Genomic DNA, 20,253 nt, shown 5'->3' on the forward strand with positions numbered 1-20,253 from the left:
TACCTCAAGCAGGCGCCACAGAGCGCCGTGGTGGACTTCCTTGATATCCAGCGCGACCAGGGCGTGACCACGGTCAAGCTGGTGCGCACCGACGGGCAGAGCTGGGATACCAGCGTGTTCAAGGTGGGCGAGGCCGTCGATCTTGCCGGCAAGTCGCTCAATGTGACCGAGAATGGACGTTACTACACCGTGACCGCGATAAGCGGCGGCACGCTGGAGCTGTCCACCGCGCTGGAGGTGGTCGGCGAGCTTGGTGCCCAGGTGGAGCTGGCAACGGTGTTGCTGGACCCCCAGACCCAGGTCAGTAGCGGTGAGCAGTTGATTCGCTACATCTCGATCAACCTGATCGATGACTTCGCCATCGAAAACGCAGGCGATACCTTTATCACCGCCGCCAACTCGGCCTACGTGGTGTCGGAGACCGATATTCGCCTGGCCAAGCTGGTGGCCGGACAGGACGCCAGGGTCAAGGTGTCCGGATCGATCCTGGCGGCCACGTCCTCCGGTGCCGACCTGGTCATACGCACCTCGGATCTGGTGCTGGAAGCGGCCAGCGGGCAGATCGGTTCCGGCGCCAGTGCACCGCTCAAGCTGGCCCTGACCGATGCCGCCACCCTGACCGCACGCGCTCAGGGCGATATCTCGCTGCACGAGATCGAGGGGGATCTGGCGATCTCGACCCTGTTCACCGAGCGCGGCGACCTGTGGCTGAAGGCCGCGGGCAGCATCATCGACGGGCTGAACCATGACCTGCTCAAGGTGTTGGCCAACAATGTCACCTTGATCGCCGGCGACAGCGTGGGCCAGGCGACCAACGCCATCGAGCTGGCCACGCGCGGCGATGGTGTCGTCACCGTCGATGCCGGCGAAGACGTCTACCTGGCGGCGGTGGATGGCAATCTCAGGGTCGGCCATATCAAGGGGGGGGAGCGGGTCGAACTCAGCGCGCTCAACTCCATCATCGCGACCCATGCCGATGAATTCCGCGGCGACATCGAGGCGAAAACGCTGCAGCTCGAGACCGGCTTCGGCGGAGTCGGCGCCGCCGATCGCCTGCTGGCGCTGGTCACCGATGACACCGCGGGGCGCGTCGATATCGATAGCGCGGATTCCGTGTTCGTGCGTGAGGTGAAGGGTGATCTGCGGCTGGGAACCGTGCAGGCGGGGCCGGCGGGCTCCACCGATGCACTGGCGTTCGTGTTCTCGCAGGGCGCCATCTACAGCGCCCTGGGTGCCAACGAGACGTTCAACCTGTTGACCGCCGGGGTACGTCTGATCGCGGTCAAGGACGTGGGTACCAAGAGCAAGGTGCTGACCTCCCGTATCGGTACCCTGGAAGGCCAGTCCCGCGACGGCAAGGTCTACCTCAACAACACCGGACATCTGACCATCCATGGTCTGGGACTGACGGCCACCGGCGATATCGAGATCACCGCCAACAGTCCGATCACGGTGACCGAGGATATCGTTTCGGCTGATGGCGATATCGTGCTGACGGCCAGGGAAAACACCTCTGACGCCAATGACAACGAAGACTACCTGCACATCGAGGCAGGGGTGACGCTGGATGCCGGTCGCGACATCCTGATGACCGCGGGCGACGATCTGCTGTTCAAGGCCAACGACATCATCGTGAAGGCCGCGCGCCATGTGGTGATGAAGGTCGACACGCCAGATGAAGACCAGCCCGCCTTCCGGGACACGCCGGAGGCCAAGGTCGAATTGCGTGGTGACTGGACAGTGGCCGGTGATATCACTCTGGAAGGAGGTGACAAGCGCCAGACGGTACTGATCGCGGCGGGTGCAAGCCTGAAAGCCGACAGCATGAGTGTGGCGCTGGGCGCCGGCAATGATGCGCTGACCCAGCAGGGTAGCCTGGACATCGCCCAGCAACTCAACATTGCCGGCGGCGATGGTGACAATAGCGTCACTATCGAGGGTAGTGTCGAGGCGGCGAGCCTGAGAATCGACGGCAACGCAGGCGTCGACACCGTTACCTTCAACGGCACCCATCAGGTCGGCTCGCTGAGTCTGTCGCTGGGCGCCGGCGATAACGTCCTGAGCGTAAGCGACACACTCACCGTCACCAATGCCTTCGATGTCGAAACCACTGGTGGCGACGACCGCATCACCTTCGACGCCAGCATCCAGGCCGGCTCGCTCTCCATCGCCATGGGCGAGGGTGCCAACACCCTGGGCGTGACCGAAGACCTCACCGTCACCGGCCTGGGCAGTGTCACCGTCGGATCGGGTGTGGATACTGTCACCTTCAACGGCACCCATCAGGCGGGGTCGCTGAGTCTGGCGCTGGGCGCCGGGAATAACGTGCTGAGCGTCAAAGACAGCCTGACGGTAACCAACGCCTTTGATGTGGCGACCGGAGAGGGCGATGACCGCATCACCTTCGACGGCAGCGTCAAGGCCGGCTCGCTCGCCATCGCCATGGGCGAGGGCGCCAACACCCTGGACGTGACCGAAGACCTTACCGTCACCGCAGCGGCCAGTGTCACCGCCGGATCGGGTGTGGACAGCGTCACCTTTAACGGTAGCCACCAGGCGGGCTCGCTGAGCCTGGCGCTGGGCGCCGGCGATAACGTCCTGAGCGTCAAAGACAGCCTGACGGTAACCAACGCCTTTAATGTCGAAACCACGGGTGGCGATGACTCCCTGACCTTCGACGCCAGTATCCAGGCCGGCTCGCTCGCCATCGCCATGGGCGAGGGCGCCAACACCCTGGACGTGACAGAAGACTTGACGGTCACCGCAGCGGCCAGTGTTACCGCCGGCGCTGGTGTGGACACCGTCACCTTCAACGGCACCCACCAGGCGGGCTCGCTGAGTCTGTCGCTGGGCGCCGGGAATAACGTGCTGAGCGTCAACAACTCACTGGGCGTGACCAACGCCTTCGATGTGACGACCGAAGAGGGCGATGACCGCATCACATTCGACGCCAGCGTCCAGGCAGGTTCTCTCTCCATCGCCATGGGCGATGGCGCCAACACCCTGGAGGTGACTCGAGACCTTACCGTCACCGCAGCGGCCAGTGTCACCGCCGGCTCCGACGTCGACACCGTCACCTTTAACGGCACCCATCAGGCCGGCTCGCTGAGCCTGGCGCTGGGCGCCGGCGATAACGTCCTGAGCGTCAACAACTCACTGGGCGTGACCGACGCCTTCGATGTCGAAACCATGGGTGGCGATGACCGCATCACCTTCGACGCCAGCATCCAGGCCGGCTCGCTCTCCATCGCCATGGGCGAGGGCGCCAATACCCTGGACGTGACCAAGGACCTGACGGTCACCGCAGCGGCCAGTGTCACCGCTGGCTCTGGTGTGGACACCGTCACCTTCAACGGCACCCACCAGGCGGGCTCGCTGAGTCTGTCGCTGGGCGCCGGCGATAACGTCCTGAGCGTAAGCGACACACTCACCGTCACCAACGCCTTCGGTGTCGAAGCCACGGGTGGTGATGACTCCCTGACCTTCGACGCCAGCATCCAGGCAGGTTCCCTCTCCCTCGCCATGGGCGATGGTGCCAACACCCTGGACGTGACCAAGGACCTGACCGTCGACGGTCTGGCCGAAGTCACCGCCGGCGCTGGTGTGGACACCGTCACCTTCAACGGCACCCACCAGGCGGGCTCGCTGAGCCTGGCGCTGGGCGCCGGCGATAACGTGTTGTCCGTTAAAGACAGCCTGACGGTCACCAACGCCTTCGATGTCGAAACCACGGGTGGCGATGACTCCCTGACCTTCGACGCCAGCGTCCAGGCCGGCTCGCTCTCCCTCGCCATGGGCGACGGCGCCAACACCCTGGACGTGACTCGAGACCTTACCGTCACCGCAGCGGCCAGTGTCACCGCCGGCTCCGACGTCGACACCGTCACCTTTAACGGCACCCACCAGGCGGGCGCGCTGAGTCTGTCGCTGGGCGCCGGCGATAACGTGCTGAGCGTCAGCAACTCACTGGGCGTGACCGACGCCTTCGATGTGACGACCGGAGAGGGCGATGACCGCATCACCTTCGACGCCAGTATCCAGGCCGGCTCGCTCTCCATCGCCATGGGCGAGGGTGCCAACACCCTGGACGTGACTCGAGACCTTACCGTCACCGCAGCGGCCAGTGTCACCGCCGGCACCGGCGTCGATACCGTCACCTTTGACGGCACCCATCAGGCGGGCGCGCTGAGCCTGGCGCTGGGCGCCGGCGATAACGTGCTGAGCGTCAAAGACAGCCTGACGGTAACCAACGCCTTTGATGTGACGACCGAAGAGGGCGATGACCGCATCACCTTCGACGCCAGTATCCAGGCCGGCTCGCTCTCCCTCGCCATGGGCGAGGGTGCCAACGCCCTGGACGTGACTCGAGACCTTACCGTCACCGCAGCGGCCAGTGTCACCGCCGGATCGGGTGTGGACACCGTCACCTTCAACGGCACCCATCAGGCGGGCTCGCTGAGCCTGGCGCTGGGCGCCGGCGATAACGTCCTGAGCGTAAGCGACACGCTTACAGTTACCAACGCCTTCGATGTCGAAACCACGGGTGGGGATGACCGCATCACCCTCGACGCCAGCGTCAAGGCCGGCTCGCTCGCCATCGCCATGGGCGATGGCGCCAACACCCTGGACGTGACTCGAGACCTTACCGTCACCGCAGCGGCCAGTGTCACCGCCGGATCGGGTGTGGACACCGTCACCTTCAACGGCACCCATCAGGCGGGCTCGCTGAGCCTGGCGCTGGGCGCCGGCGATAACGTCCTGAGCGTAAGCGACACGCTTACAGTTACCAACGCCTTCGATGTCGAAACCACGGGTGGTGATGACCGCATCACCTTTGACGCCAGCATCCAGGCCGGCTCGCTCTCCATCGCCATGGGTGATGGCGCCAATACCCTGGACGTGACTCGAGACCTTACCGTCACCGCAGCGGCCAGTGTCACCGCCGGCTCCGACGTCGACACCGTCACCTTCAACGGCACCCACCAGGCGGGCGCGCTGAGTCTGTCGCTGGGCGCCGGGAATAACGTGCTGAGCGTCAACAACTCACTTGGCGTGACCAACGCCTTCGATGTGACGACCGAAGAAGGCGATGACCGCTTCACCTTCGACGCCAGTATCCAGGCCGGCTCGCTCTCCATCGCCATAGGCGAGGGCGCCAACACCCTGGACGTGACCAAAGACCTCACCGTCGATGGTCTGGCCGAAGTCACCGCTGGATCGGGTGTGGACAACGTCACCTTCAACGGCACCCACCAGGCGGGCTCGCTGAGTCTGGCGCTGGGCGCCGGCGATAACGTGCTGAGCGTCAAAGACAGCCTGACGGTAACCAACGCCTTCGAGGTGGAGACCGAAGAAGGTGATGACCGCATCACCTTCGACGCCAGCATCCAGGCCGGCTCGCTCTCCATCGTCATGGGCGATGGCGCCAACACCCTGGACGTGACTCGAGACCTTACCGTCACCGCAGCGGCCAGTATCACCGCCGGCTCTGGTGTGGACACCGTCACCTTTAACGGCACCCATCAGGCGGACGCGCTGAGCCTGGCGCTGGGCGCCGGTGATAACGTGCTGTCCGCCAACAACTCACTGGACGTGACCAACGCCTTTGATGTCGAAACCACGGATGGCGATGACTCCCTGACCTTCGACGCCAGTATCCAGGCCGGCTCGCTCTCCATCGCCATGGGTGATGGCGCCAATACCCTGGACGTGACCGAGGACCTGACGGTCACCGCAGCGGCCAAGGTCACCTCTGGGGCTGGTGCCGATACTGTTACCTTCAACGGCGATCACCGAGCCGACACCCTGCTGGTAGACAGCGGGGATGGCGACGATCTGGTGTCCTTCCTGGGCCAATGGCAGTTTGCCGACAGCCTGACGGTGGTGACCCGGGCGGGAGACGATCGTCTGCTCTTCGATGGCCGGCATCGCGCAGGGTCAATCGCCGTCGATCTGGGAGACGACAACGATATTCTGCATTTGCACGGCGATATCGCGGTGACCAACAACATGAGCTTCCGGGGTGGCAGCGGCAACGACGACATGCTGATCCATGCCGATACCCTGGTGGGCGCCATGCTGGTGGCCGGCGACGGCGGCAAGGATCTGCTGACCGTGGTGGAGCTCAATGATCGCCAGGCGCTGTTGACCCTGGATGGTGGATCCGGCAGCGACGAGCACCGGATTGTCACGCGCCAGGCGGATCAGGGCGACTACCGCATTCGCGTTCTCGACAGCGGCGCCAGCAATGCCGGAGCGGACACCCTGTTCATCGAAGGTCGTGGCTACGACAACTATGACGGCAGTATGGTCCGGGCCCAGACGACGGCGTCTACCACGGGCGATCTGTTCCTGGTCCGCGACAACTTCGTTGCGCGTCTGGCCGAGGCTGGCAGCGCCGTGGAGCGTATCGATGTGGGGGGCAGCATCAATGCCCGGGTGACCATCAATGGCCACGACGGCGCCGACCGCTTCGTGGTCGATGGCTCATCGACCGTGATGACGCTGGACGGAGGTCGCGGCGACGATCGCTTCGAGATTGGCCAGCAGTACGGCGAGCATCCGAACCCTGTAGGCACGGCCAGCGCTGGCGTCTACGCCTCGGGCGTCATCGTGGGCGACGAGATCGCGGTGACCCAGGCCGGCGACGGCTTTGTCAGTCGAGGCAACGGCCAGGCAATGAGCGTGCTGGGGGGCCAGGGCAACGATCAGTATCAGGTCTACGCCACCCAGGCGCCTCTGGCACTTGATGGCGAAGACGGCTACGACAGTCTGAGTGCCTTCGGCAGCAGCGCCGACGACAACTTCGTGATCACCGCGGGTGCCGTGTTTGGCGCTGGGCTCAATCTGTCCCATGACGATCTCGAGCGTGTGCGCGTCGAGGCCGGAGCGGGAGACGATCGGATTCAGGTGCTGAGCACCCGCGAAAGCGTACTGACTGAGGTCATCGGTGGTCTCGGCAGTGACCAGATCCAGGTGGCGGGGGACGTCAGCGGCGAGGTGAAGGCGATTGACGCCAGGGGTGCCAGCAGCCTGGTGGGCCATGGCACGGTGTCCGCTGACGAGGCCTACGCAAATCTTCTGGCCGAGGCGCTGACGGTGCAGGTGGCTAGCCCCGAGCACGGTGCCATCCTGGTCGAGCAGCCCGGTGGGGCGACGCGGGTGGTGGAAGGCGGCGACGCTGCCGCTTACTGGCTGTCGACGAACCTGCCGATCTCCGGTATCGCCGAGGGCACCAGGGTGACGCTGACACTGTCGGCCAGCATGGCGTCGACTCAGGACCGTCACGCGGCGGGCGCGGCGTCGGCCGAGACGCTGCTTCTGTCATTCGACGCTTTGGGCGAGTTTACCCAGGCGATCACCGTGGACTTCGTGTTCACCGGGGGCAGCTGGTCACCGCGCCAGCAGATCTTCGTCAAGGCGCCGACCGATGGTCTGGTCGAAGGGACTCGACAGGTGGCGATCAGCTATCTGGCCCAGGTCGAGACGCCCTCGTCGTCTCCCTTGCCCCAGGCGTTGGCCTCGCTGCTGGATCAGCCCATCGCCGATACCGAGATCACGGTATTCGATGCGACGCGCGGAGATGTGGTGGTGTCCACGGCCCAGGATCGACTCCAGGTGATCGAAGGCGAGGGTGCGTCGGCTCAGTCCGGCAGCGTCGAAGTGCGCCTGTCGGTGGCGCCCCAGGCCGGTGAGGTGATCACGGTCAGCGTGGATCTGTCGGCCTTCGGCGGTCGTCTGGTGGCAAAGCACGGCGCCACCCTGAGCTTCGATGTCTCCAACTGGGACAAGCCCCAGACGCTGGTGCTGGAGGCGCTCGGCAACACCAGCATCGAAGACCGGATCGACGCCCAGCTGGGCTTCGATATCTCCAGCAATCTGGGGCAGGCCAGCTCGTTTGCCGAGCGCGCCACGAGCAAGGTCGACGTCAGCGTCCACGACGATGACAGCGCTGGGCTGGTGGTGGAGCAGTCGGATGGCGGTACCCGAGTCTCGACCCTGGGCGGCAGCGACAGCTACACCCTGAGGCTGACCAAGGCGCCGAGCGCTGAGGTCAGGGTCCATCTCAACAGCGATGGCCAGACCGAGTTCCCCCTGGGTGGGCGCATCGTGCTGGATACCCTGTTCGACGGTGAGCGCAGCGTGACGGTGCTGGCCGCGCAGGGAGCCGGGGCGATTCTGGTCCTGGAAGGTGGCGACTGGGCATCGCTGGGGGCCCAGACCGGGCGCTACCTGAGCCTGGAAGATGGCTCGGGATCGAGCATTGCCGGGCGTCTGCGGATCAACCACATCGATGCCCAGGGAAGGCTGCACCTGATGTCCGACGATACCCTGGGAAGCTGGGTCGGTGACAGCCTGACGCTGACCTCCGTCACCACACCTGCAGTGGTGTTCGACGCCAGCAATTGGGCCGACAAGGTGGCCGTCGAGGTGGTGGCGGAGACCCGATATCGGGCTCCGGTCGAGGCGGGCATGCAGTTTGTCACCGAACGGCGTCTGTCCGACATTCAGGGACCGCTGATCGTCGAAGGGGGCACTGTCGCCGATACGCCGGTGCCGTCTGTGCCGCTGATGCTGCCTTCTGAAGGTGTCAGCGCGCTGGCCGCCGAGACCTCCGGCACCGCGCATGAGGATAGCGACAGCCTGGTGCTGCACGTGGATGCCAGCGTGGCCGACCTGTCTGGTGTCATCGGTGCCGAGCGGGTCAGTGGGCTCGGCATGGGTGAAGGCGTGCTGTCCCAGGACAATGGTGTGGGCGGTACCATCGATACCGAGCGAGGGGTTCATTTCCACGGTGTCGAGGTCTTCGAGGCGCTGCTGGGGGCAGGCGATGATCAGCTTGCCATCGATGCCGATCCGGTGGCCTACGACGGCGACTGGCAGGCACAGACGGTGGCGGGTGTTTCCCAGCTGAATCGTAGTGCCGGCAGCTGGTACGCCGATGGCTTCCGCGCTGGTGACAGCGTACTGGTCGGCGAACAGCGTCTGTTGATTCGCGACATCACCAGCGCCGGGGCGCTGGTGCTCGACGGAGTGGTGAGTGCCAGCAGTGGCCGTGTCATTCGTGAAATGCCGCTTAGTGTGGTTCACGGTGGCGGCGGTGATGACCACATCCGGGTGAGCGGTGGCTATCAGTGGCAGATGCCGCTGGTGGTGTTCGGCGATACCTCTCGCAGTGGCGAGCGCTACAGCGCCGTCGGCGGCCGGCCGACGCTGCTGGCTCAGCCGTTCCTGGAGGCCGGTGATAATCTGCTGGACGCCAGTCAGGCCATCGGTGGCGTGGTGCTGGTGGGTGGCGCCGGCGCGGATACGCTGATTGGCGGCCTCGGTGATGACCAGCTGTTTGGTGGATCCGGCGATGACCGTCTGAGTGATGAAAAGGGCGGTAACAACCATCTGTACGGCGATGGTGGCATCGACGTGGATGTTTCCCGACGCCTCAGCCAGGCCGATACGGTGATGACGGTGCATGCCAGCGCCGCAGCGATTGCCCATCCGACCGGAGATAGCCTCATAGCCGGTGATGACATGCTGAGTACTGGAGGAGGCAACGACATCCTGCTGGGGGACCACGGCGTGATCCAGCTGGAGGCTCGCCCCGGAGAGGCGGGCCTGCGACTGCTCGATAGTCAGCGGGTGATCGCGGTGGAAGGCGTCGACATGGCGTCGGGCGGCGATGACAGCTTGAGCGTCAGCGGCGGCGACAACCTGTTGATCGGCGGCAGTGGCAACGACGTCCTGAGCGGAGGCGGTGCTTCCGACTGGCTGATCGGTGACAACGCCAAGGTTACCTTTAAGGTGGTGAACGATCTGTCCAGTGGTGCCACGCTGGTGCTCAAGGACAGTATCCACGACGGAGGCGACCGACTGTTCGGCGGCGAGGGCAATGACTTGCTGCTGGGGGGGGGCGGGTCTGACGTGCTTTACGGTGGCAGCTCGACCAGCGGCGGTCGCAGCGGTGATGACCTGCTGGTGGGCGACTACGCCCGGCTGGACGTGGTGGGCACCCAGGTGCGTGAACTGGTCACGCTGCCAAGCGCCAATGGGGCAGTGGATCGTCTTGACGGTGGTGATGGTCGCAACGTCCTGATCGGCGGAGAAGGCAGTGACAGCCTCAGCACCGGTGGCAATGACAGCGTGACTGTCGCCTCGCCTGAGCGCAGTGCCAGCGTGGCGATCGGTGACCATGGTCTGCTTGAGTGGAACGCCGCTGGTGTCCTGGTCAGTGCGACCTCCCGCCTGGCGTCCGATACTGCCGCCAGCGAGACGGCGGCTATGCTGAATACCCGCGGCGGGGACGACAGCATTCGCTTGAGCGGTGGCCACTCCGTGGTCATCGGTGGGGTGGGCAGTGACCTGATCGAGATCGTCAAGGCTGGCGACGGGGCGCGCCATGTGGTGCTGGCGGATCGCGGCACCCTGAGCTGGAGCGACGTCGGCGTTCTGGTCAACGGCGATAGTCTGACGCCCAACGTCGGCGGCGCCGATCGTGTGGCTGTCGAGTCGGGTTCGGTCACCGCTCTGGGCGGCGCCGGTGCGGACACCATCGAGATCAGCGCAGCATCGGTCGACGCTCGTCACCTGCTGTTTGGCGATAACGGTTCTCTGCGCCAGAGTGCCAGCGGAGTGTTGTTGAGCGCCGCCTCCAGTGCGACTGCCATCGGCGGCGACGACACCCTCGAGGTGAATGCCGGTTCGGTCACGGCCATCGGCGGCGCTGGCGATGATCGGCTTTCGATCACCGCCGCCTCGGCCACCAGTCGTCACCAGTTGATCGGTGACAATGGGCGACTCCAGTGGGACGACACCTCGGTGTTGAGGACGATGACCAGTACCGCATCGGCGGTGGCGGGACAGGATCGCATCGGCGTCAATGCCGGTCGCAATGAGATCGTCGGTGGTGCGGGCAGCGATGTCATCACCACGGGTGATCAGACCAGCACGGTGCTTGCCGACCTCGGTCGCCTGGAGTGGAACGCAGCGGGACATCTGGTGAGCGCGCGTTCGTTGGCGCACGGTCACGGCGCGGCGGATAGCGTCAGTGTCGGCAGCGGCGGCAACCTGGTGATCGGCGCCGAAGGCGACGATGTCATCACCTCCGCCGCTGGTGCTGACAAGGTAGCGGGTGATCACGCCGAGGTACTGTTCGACGCCAATGGCGTGGTGACGTCCTTTGCGTCCCTTCATTTCGCCATCGGCGGGATAGATACCATCACTACCGGCAAAGGTGATGACTGGATCATCGGCGGGTTTGGTGGTGAACGCATCAGTGCCCTTGGCGGCGACAACGTGGTCATTGGGGACAATGGGTCGATCACCGCACAAGATGGTGTTCGCCAGGAGGTGAAGAGCCTCGATCGGCGCCAGGGCACCGGTGGGGATGATGTCATCCTGCTGGGAGTGGGCCGGGATCAGGCGATTGGCGGTGTCGGCGCCGATACCCTTGTCAACGCCGGCGGCGAGACCGTGGCCATCGCCGATGACGGCCGCATTCTCAGTGATACCACCGGCCGTTACCGCCTGGCGGAAACCGGCAATATTGCCCTGCGCAGCGACAATCACCTGATTGGCGGCATCGATCGCGATGTGCTGCTGGGTGGCGGCGGCAAGGACACGCTCGAGGGCGGTGCCGGTAACGATATTCTGATGGGCGATTTCGCTCGAGTGACTCGCGTGCCAGGGTTGATCACCATCGAGACCATCGACAACTTCGAAGGTAGCGATGACGTCATCCTGACCGGACTGGGCCACGATGTGGCGATGGGCGGCGCCGGCTTCGACGGCTTCGGTGGTGACTACGGCTTCGACATCCTGATCGGCGAATATGGCCGAGTACGGTTGAGTGTGGCCTCTGCCGGTTCGACGAGCACGCCGGAGGTCGAGCGTGTCACGTCCATCGTGACTCTGGCTCAGGGCAAGCTGGATCTGGTGCGCGGTGCGCAGCAGAACCTCTACCGTGAGCAGGAGCCAGGCGGGCGCCTGGCCGCCTGGAGCTGGATGGATCGCACCGAGTTCGCCCTGGGCGAGGCGATGGTCTCGAACAACCGTCCGGCAGCGGTGGCTCCGAGCCAAGGACTCGAGGATCTACGTGGTGTTGTCGCTAGTTGGGTGGCCCACCATGACAGTCGCGGTGGCATGATCAGCGGCTTGCCGCTGTTCGCCGCTCCTCCGGCTGCCGGCAGCGTGCTGACGGCGCCAGACGCTGCGGAGGGTAGTGAGTCGCTCGAGGCGGCACCGTCGGTCGATGACGCAACCCTGGACCAGTCGCCACAGGCGGCAGGCTCACCGGCGTCGACCGGGGTATCGCCCAAGGTGTCGAGCGAAGCAGATGCGTCCGTCCCTGCTGAACAGCAAGGTGCCATGGGCAGTTCGGCCTTGGGTGGCCTGGCAGCGGCGCTGGCCGGCGCTGGCTGGGGTATCGCGCGAGCCATGTCGTCGTCTACCGAGCACACCGATAGACTCAAGACGCTTCGACGTGAACAGGCCGCCGAGCAATGGCGTCGGCTGCGCAAGGATGACGATGAGGAGACGTCTTGATTGACACCTTGATGAGGGGCCTGAACGGGCCAGCGGGAGCGGTATGCTGCTAGACGAGGCAAGGGGCGACGTTGAAGCGTCCATGCGTGAACGGATGCAGCACTGGCTGGCCCGGCACTGTGAGCGCAGCGGCGCTGTCGATGAGGTGCGGCTGGTCGAGGGATTGGTGGCGTGGCGTGGGCCATCCGGCATCGAGCCAGTGGCGCTGTGGCCGGGCTTCAGCGAGGGCGCCGGCGAGGCACTGCTGGCGCTGGCAAGTGAGGTCGCCGAGGTTGCCAGTGGCATGGTCAGCCAACTGGATGAGGCGCACCTGGGCATCGGCTATCCGGTGAGCATGGATGGCGAGGTGGCAGGCGCGGTAGCGCTGAGCCTGGCGATTCCGCCTGGCCTGCGCGACACCTCCGACGACGGTGTGGCGCGGGCACGTCAGTCCCTGGTGCCACTGATGCAGCGACTCGAGGAAGGTGTCGCTGCGCTGGAACGGGACCTGATGAGTGAGCGGCAAGAAGACATGCTGCGACACCAGGCGGTACTCGGGGACCGCCTGTCCCTGCTGGCCGGCGTGCTGTCCGAGGCTACCTTCGCCGCAGCCTCGGCACAGCTGGTGACCCGTCTGGCCGAGCAATTCGGTGCCGAACGCGTAAGCCTCGGCTGGCGCCGCGGTGCCAGTTGTCGCGTGTTGCAGATTTCCCACAGCGCCCAGTTCAATCGCAAGATGAATCGGGTGAAGGCCACGGCGGCGGCCATGGATGAGGCGCTCGACCAGTTGGCCAGCGTGGCCTGTCCTCCCGTGGAAGGTGCGGCAGGGCGGCACGATGGCGGTGTCCAGCTGGCCCATCAGGAGCTGGTCACCCTCGGCGGTGTTCCTTCGGTGGTCAGCGTACCCTGCCTCGACGATGGGGTGGCGCGTGGCGCCGTGACCCTGGAACGCGATCGACCCTTTACCCTCGACGAGATCGAGGCGCTGGAGAGTCTGCTGGCGCTATGCACCCGTGCGCTGGAGGAGAAAAGGCGCAACGACCGGCCGCTGGTGGTCAAGGCGCTGGCATCGGCTGGCGAGCAACTGGGGCGCCTGCTTGGACCGGGACATCTCGGGCTCAAGCTGGCGGTGCTGGCGCTGGTGGCTCTGCTGGTCGCCTCCACCCTGATCACCACGGTGGACGAGGTGGCGGCGGAGGTGACCGTCGAAAGTCGTGTGCAGCGGGTGATCTCGGCGCCGTTCCGGGGGTATCTCGAGGCAACCAGCGTGCGAGCCGGTGATCGTGTCGAGCGCGGGCAGGTGCTGGCGAGCATGGAAACCCGGGAGCTGCTGCTGGAACGGCTGCAATGGCAGAGCGAAATCGCCAAGCTGTCACGTCAGGAGCAGGAGTCCCGCGCGCGTGGTGATCGCGCCGGGCTCAACGTGCTGGCGGCTCAGCGAGAGCAGGCCGAGGCGCGGGTTGCACTGGTCGAGTCCAGGCTCAATCGGGCCACCCTGGTCGCGCCCTTCGATGGGGTGGTGGTCAGTGGCGACCTGACCCAGCGACTGGGCGCGGTGACCGAGCAAGGCGAGGAGCTGTTTCGCGTCTCTCCGCTGGACGGGTTTCGCCTGGACCTGGCCGTGCCCGAGGGCCGTATCGATGATCTGGCGCCGACCCAGCATGGCTCGATGGTGCTGGCCTCGATGACCGGCAAGCGTTGGCCGCTGGTGGTCGAGCGGATCACACCTCGGAGCACCAGCGGTGAAGGTCAGACCCGCTTTATCGTCGAGGCTCGCCTGGAGATGAACGCCGGCGAGGTTGACCCCCGGCAGGTGGAACGCTTGCTGCGCCCTGGGTTGTCGGGTATTGCGCGGGTCGAGGTCGGCGAAGGTCCGCTGATCGAGATCTGGACCCGCGGGCTGCGAGACTGGCTCAAGCTGACGCTGTGGCGCTGGTGGGGGTGAATCATGACCACTGCACTGTTCAGCCAGCACTGGCACCGAGTCGCCGATCTACGCCTGCGCCTGCGCCGGCATGCGCGTTTGTCACGCCACGAGTATCGCGGCGAACCGTGGTACGTGCTGCACGATTCCCTGACTGGACAGGTGCATCGTTTTACGCCGGAGTCCTATCAGATCATCGGGCGACTCGATGGACGACGCACCCTCGACGACATCTGGCATCAGGTCAGCCGGTCTTTGGGCGAAGCCATGCCGACACAGCAGGAACTGGTCACCCTGATCGGTCGCTTGCATCGTGCCAATCTGCTTTCGGGGCACGAAGACATCAATATCGAGGAACTGTCACGGCGTCAGACGCGGCAGCGTCGCAGCAAGTGGCTGCAGCTGATCAAGTCGCCGCTGGGCATCCGCATCCCGCTGCTGGATCCGGAGCGCTTCGTCGCCGCGAGCTACCCGCTGGTAAGGCCGCTGCTGGGCCCGCTGGGCGCGGTGCTGTGGCTGGCGACCGTGGTGCTGGCGCTGGTGGTCGCAGGCATCCACTGGACGCAGCTGAGCGACAACCTGGCCGATCGGGTGCTGGGGGTCGACAATCTGTTGCTGATGGCACTGGTCTACCCGTTGATCAAGACCCTGCACGAACTGGGGCACGCCTGGGCCACCCGCGACGCGGGCGGCGAGGTCCACGAGATCGGGGTGATGCTGCTGGTCTTTTTCCCGGTACCCTACGTCGACGCCAGCGCCGCTGCGGCCTGCCCGGACAAGGGCAAGCGCATGCTGGTCGGGGCCGCCGGGGTGCTGGTCGAACTCTGGCTGGCGGCGGCGGCCATGCTGGTGTGGGTCATGGCCGAGCCTGGCGTTGTTCGCTCGCTGGCCTTCAACGTCATGTTGATCGGCGGTGTCTCGACCCTGATGTTCAACGGCAACCCGCTGCTGCGCTTCGACGCCTACTACGTGCTGGCCGACTACCTGGAAATTCCGAATCTGTTTTCCCGCGCCAACCAGCAGCTCACCTACGTGGTCAAGCGCTACCTGCTGGGACGTCGCGATGTCAGCGGTCAGGCCGGTTCGCTCAAGGAGGCCTGGTGGCTGGTGGCCTATGCAGTGCTGTCCTTCGTCTACCGACTGATCATCATGGTGGTCATCGCCACCTTCGTCGCCACCCAGTACCTGTTCATCGGTATCCTGCTGGCGCTGTGGTCGGTGACCATGACGCTGCTGTTGCCCCTGTTCAAGCTGTTGAAGGCCATGTCCGTGGATAGCCAACTCGAAGGTTCTCGCACTCGCGCCTGGAGCTGGTTGCTCGGCGGCCTGGCGTTGCTGCTGGCGGGCCTGCTGCTGGTGCCCGCGCCTCACGCCACCACCCTAAAGGGGGTGATCGATTCTGCCGAGCCCGCGCGCCTGCGGTCCGGTGTCAGCGGTGAGCTGGTCGAACTGATGGCGATACAAGGGCAGCCACTTCGCACCGGCGACCCGATTGCCCGTATCGCGGCACCGGAACTCGACGCCGAGGTGAGGCTGCTCGAGGCCAGGGCACGGGAGGTTCAGCAGCAGCAGCAGGCCGATATTCGCGACCCGCAAGCGCTGTCGGTGCTGGCGGAGACGCAGCGCCTGGTCGAAGGTCAGCTGGTCGATGCCAGGCGCAGAGCGGCGGCGACATTGCTGACGAGCCCCCACGATGGACGCTGGATGATGCCCGAAGGGGCGCCCCTCCTGGGTAGCCATGTTCGCCGCGGCCAGGCCCTCGGGGTGCTGGTCAAATCTGGTGACCTGCGAGTGCGGACGCTGGTGCCGACCCACCAGGCGGAACTCGTGCGCGACGACCGGCGCAGCGTCAGCGTGCGTAGCGGCGGTGATGCAAAGGCCGCCGCCTCGCACCTGCTGCGGTTGTCCCCTGGCGCCAGTCATGAGGTGCCAAGCCTGAGTCTCACCCAGAAGGGCGGAGGCGATGTCGCCCTGGACCCCTCGGCGGCGTCGGGGGAAGGCGAGCCGCTGAGGGCCTTTCGTCGGCATCATCTGGCGGACTTCAGCGCCACCGGCCTGATCGAGAGCGCTGCAAGGGTGCGCCTGGGTCAAGGTGTCCAGGTGCGTATCGAGCACACACCGGAGCCGATTGGATTCCGCATGTGGCGGCAGGTCCGGCGTTCCTTCCTGCGCCTGTTCGAGCGCTGAGTCGATGCTGACACGAGTTCCCGCAGACGTCATCAGCCGCGCCGAGCGCCCGGTGTCAGCACCTGGTGCACTGGAACGGGCCTGGCACGGGTTGAGGGCAAGCCTCGGCGGGCCCTCCTCGGTCATACGATGGGTCTTGCGTTGCCGTCTTCCCGTCATTCACTGGCATGCGCGGCAGCTGTCACGGCTCGACGACACCGCGCTCGATGCGCAGGCTGGCCTTCTGCGCCAGGCGTTGCGCCGTCGCGGCGTGGTTGGGTGGCTATGGCCACGTGCCTTCGCCCTGGTCAGGGAAGTGGCACGACGTGAACTGGGCATGGCACACCACGACGTGCAGCTGTTGGGGGGCATGGTCCTGCTGAAGGGACAGGTAGCGGAAATGCAGACCGGCGAGGGCAAGACCCTGACGGCCACTTTGCCGGCTGCTACCGCCGCCCTGGCCGGCATCCCTGTGCACATCATCACGGTCAACGACTACCTGGCGTCAAGGGACGCCGACAAGATGGGCCCCGTCTACGCCCGCCTGGGTCTCTCGGTGGCCTCGGTGGTCCACGGCATGACGCCCGCCGAAAGGCGCAGGGCCTACTCGGCGGATGTGGTCTACTGCACCAACAAGGAACTGGTATTCGACTACCTGCGGGACACCCAGGAGCTCGGCACCAGACGTCACCCCTTGAGCGCCCACGCTGCACGACTGCAGGGGCGTCTCACCAGCCACAGGCTGCTGCTCAGAGGGCTGCACTTCGCCATCGTCGACGAGGCCGACAGCGTGCTGATGGACGAGGCGCGGACTCCCTTGATCCTGTCTGGCCCCGCCGGCGAGGGGGCACTGGATATTGCGCTTGTCGATGAGGCCATCGCCATGGCGAAGCGCTTTGTCGAGGACGAGCACTTCGTGCGGGAACAGGGGCAGCTGTTGTTGACCGACAGCGGCAAGCGTTATCTGGAATCGCAGGTCGAACGACTGTCCCGCCAGTCGATGGCCGGGCACTGGCAGGGACGTTCCCGTCAGCAGTGGTTGATCCAGCAGGCTCTGCTGGCGCAGCACCACTTTCAACGTGACGTCCACTACCTGGTACGGGATGGCAAGGTGCTGATCATTGACGAGCACACCGGCCGGGTGATGGAGGATCGGCGCTGGGAAAAGGGGCTGCAGCAGATGATCGAGCGCCGCGAAGGGTGCGAGCCCAGCGATCCCAACATTACCCTGGCGCGTCTGACCTACCAGCGTTTCTTTCGCCGCTATCGCCACCTGTCGGGTATGACCGGTACGGCGAGGGAGGTGCGGCGCGAACTCTGGACTACCTACCGTCAGAGGGTGGTGACGGTGCCCCCCCATCGGCCTGGCCGGCGGCGTCTCGGCAAGGTGATGCGTTGTGACACGAAGGCGGCCAAGTGGGAATGGATCTGCCAACGTCTTCCTTCTCTCGTCGCGCAAGGGCGTGCTGTGCTGGTGACCACCGTCAGCCTCGCTGATGCCGAAGCGCTTTCGGCGAGACTCAAGGCCAACGACATTGCACACCGAATACTGAGCGCTCGCCAGGACGCCGACGAAGCGGCGGTCGTCGCCGCAGCCGGGGCGCCAGGGGCGGTCACCCTTGCCACCAGCATGGCAGGACGCGGGACCGATATTCCGCTTGATCCGGTGACTCGTGGTGCGGGCGGCCTGCACGTGATCCTGGCGGGCCATCACGACGCTGCGCGGATAGATCGTCAGATCATGGGGCGCTGCGCTCGCCAGGGCGATCCGGGCAGCGTCGAGTGGGTGCTGTCCGAAGAGGATGAATTGCTGACGGAACTGGATGGCTGGCAACGCCGTCTTGGAAGGCTTGCCACACGACTGCGCCGCGCGCAGCAGACCAGGGAGCGTCGCCACGCCCGGGAGCGGGCACGTTTGCTCGAAGCCGACTGGCGTGAAGATGACCAACTGGGTTTCAGCGGAAGAGGGGAGTAGCGTGGCGCGAAGGTGGCATGGCGCGGAAAGAGGCGCGTTCATTTCTTTCATTCGCTCTATGGTTTTTCCCACTGGCAGATCTGTATGGCCATGGTCTGCGCTGATAGCCGATCGTTGTTTAACCCTTGTCTCCGTCATGGAAAGGAAGTGCGCATGAAAGCAGCGAGATCACTGATCGTTGCCCTGGGATGCATCGCCGCGCCGGCACTGGCGCAGGACACGGATCTGCAAGAACCGGGATTTGGTGAAATAAGCTGCCTGGTGGAGCCAGGTCGCCAGGCTGCTCTGTCGAGCCAGGTGCCGGGCGTCATCGAGCGAATCGACGTACAAGCGGGCGTGCGGGTGGCGGCTGGCGATCCGCTGTTTTCGCTGATGCGGGATGTCGAATCCGCCAGTGTCGAACTGGAGCGTTCTCGCGCCGCCTATGCGTCACGACGCATGCAGCGAAACCAGCGAATGATCGAGCGCAATATGCTCAGCGAGAGCGAACGTGACGAGATCGATACCGAGCTTCGCCTGGCCCGCCTGCAGGTCAATCTCGCCAATGCACGTCTGCAACAGCTCACGACGCGGGCTCCCTTCGATGGGTGGGTGAGCGAACGCCTGGCGGAGGAGGGTGAATTCGTTGACGCCACGCCGGTGCTTGAACTGGTTCAGCTCGATCCGCTACGCATCGAGGCCGCTTTGCCGCTGGCCGCTTACGGAAGAATCGCTGCAGGAGATGTCATCGAGGTAATGCTATCGAGCCCGGTGGGGCAACGCTATTCAGCGGAGGTCATCCATGTGGACCCGGTGATCGACGCTTCGAGCGGGACCTTCGCCTTGGCCATGCGGCTTGCCAACCCAGATGAGCAGATTCCGGCAGGGATCGCCTGTGAGCTCGGCGGCATCGTGGAAGGCGGCGACGCCTAGGCCGATTCGACACGTCAGTGGATGCTCCATGACGAGCCAGATAAGCAGGGAAAGCCCCGGCGGTTTGCTGCAATTTCTTGGCGCCTTCCTCGTCGCCTTGTCGGGGATGTCATGCAGATGACGGCGGTGTGAAATTTTTTTACACGAAGTGCTTGCCAAGGCCGGTCCCAATCCGTAGAGTACGCATCCGCTGCCGGCGACGAGCAAACGTCACAGGCGGTAAAGGGTGGTAAAAGTGATTGTTTTGAAAAGGCTTTTTCAAGTCTTCGAGAAATTCCCCACTTGACGGGCAACGAGAAATCGGTAAAATGCTCGCCACTCGATCGGAGTCGCCAGGACGGCATCGCAGAATGCGCGTCAGGCTCGCTTCGCTTTCTCTTGAGTCCTGCAGGCATCGCTTGCACGGCGAAAAAAGAAAGCCTTGACGAAACGCTTCGATTCTGTAGAATACGCCTTCCTCGCAGGGCGCTGCGCCAGCAGGCGCTGCAAAGCGAGAAGCTCTTTAAAAATTGATCAGGTAATTCATGTGGGCGCTTGCCGATGAGTCAGTGACACTGTCACTGAAATATCAAGGCAAGCGACTCGTCAAACGAGACGTTTGAACCTTGAGCCAAGTTTGGTCCGCTTAACGGGCTATCAGACTTTAAACTGAAGAGTTTGATCATGGCTCAGATTGAACGCTGGCGGCAGGCCTAACACATGCAAGTCGAGCGGAAACGATCCTAGCTTGCTAGGAGGCGTCGAGCGGCGGACGGGTGAG

5 protein-coding genes and 1 rRNA gene (1 of these 6 cut by a window edge) are annotated in these 20,253 nt (G+C 64.8%); all 6 read left to right on the top strand.

Annotated elements, in window-relative coordinates; genetic code table 11:
• Positions 1 to 12,537, top strand: partial view of an LEPR-XLL domain-containing protein gene (locus C9F12_RS19385; RefSeq protein ID WP_108449914.1) — the 3' portion only. It extends 17,697 nt beyond the left edge of the window; only the last 12,537 of its 30,234 coding nucleotides appear in the window; the start codon falls outside the window, past its left edge; the stop codon is at positions 12,535 to 12,537.
• 43 nt (positions 12,538 to 12,580) lie between these two features.
• On the top strand, positions 12,581 to 14,461 hold the full coding sequence (locus C9F12_RS19390) for an efflux RND transporter periplasmic adaptor subunit (protein ID WP_108449915.1): 1,881 nt from the start codon (positions 12,581 to 12,583) through the stop codon (positions 14,459 to 14,461).
• Between the two features lie 3 nt (positions 14,462 to 14,464).
• Positions 14,465 to 16,627: a peptidase M50 gene (locus C9F12_RS19395; protein WP_108449916.1), complete on the top strand. Its 2,163-nt coding sequence runs from the start codon at positions 14,465 to 14,467 to the stop codon at positions 16,625 to 16,627.
• Between the two features lie 136 nt (positions 16,628 to 16,763).
• On the top strand, positions 16,764 to 18,581 hold the full coding sequence (locus tag C9F12_RS19400) for a DEAD/DEAH box helicase (RefSeq protein WP_240184302.1): 1,818 nt from the start codon (positions 16,764 to 16,766) through the stop codon (positions 18,579 to 18,581).
• A 12-nt stretch (positions 18,582 to 18,593) separates the two neighbouring features.
• Positions 18,594 to 19,493 carry an efflux RND transporter periplasmic adaptor subunit gene (locus C9F12_RS19405; RefSeq protein ID WP_240184303.1) on the top strand — a complete coding sequence of 300 codons (900 nt, stop codon included), beginning with the start codon at positions 18,594 to 18,596 and terminating at the stop codon, positions 19,491 to 19,493.
• A gap of 645 nt (positions 19,494 to 20,138) precedes the next feature.
• Positions 20,139 to 20,253 (top strand): 16S ribosomal RNA (locus C9F12_RS19410); the annotation flags it as partial.

The sequence above is a fragment of the Halomonas sp. BN3-1 genome, from assembly GCF_003056325.1.
GTDB classification, from domain to species: domain Bacteria; phylum Pseudomonadota; class Gammaproteobacteria; order Pseudomonadales; family Halomonadaceae; genus Halomonas; species Halomonas litopenaei.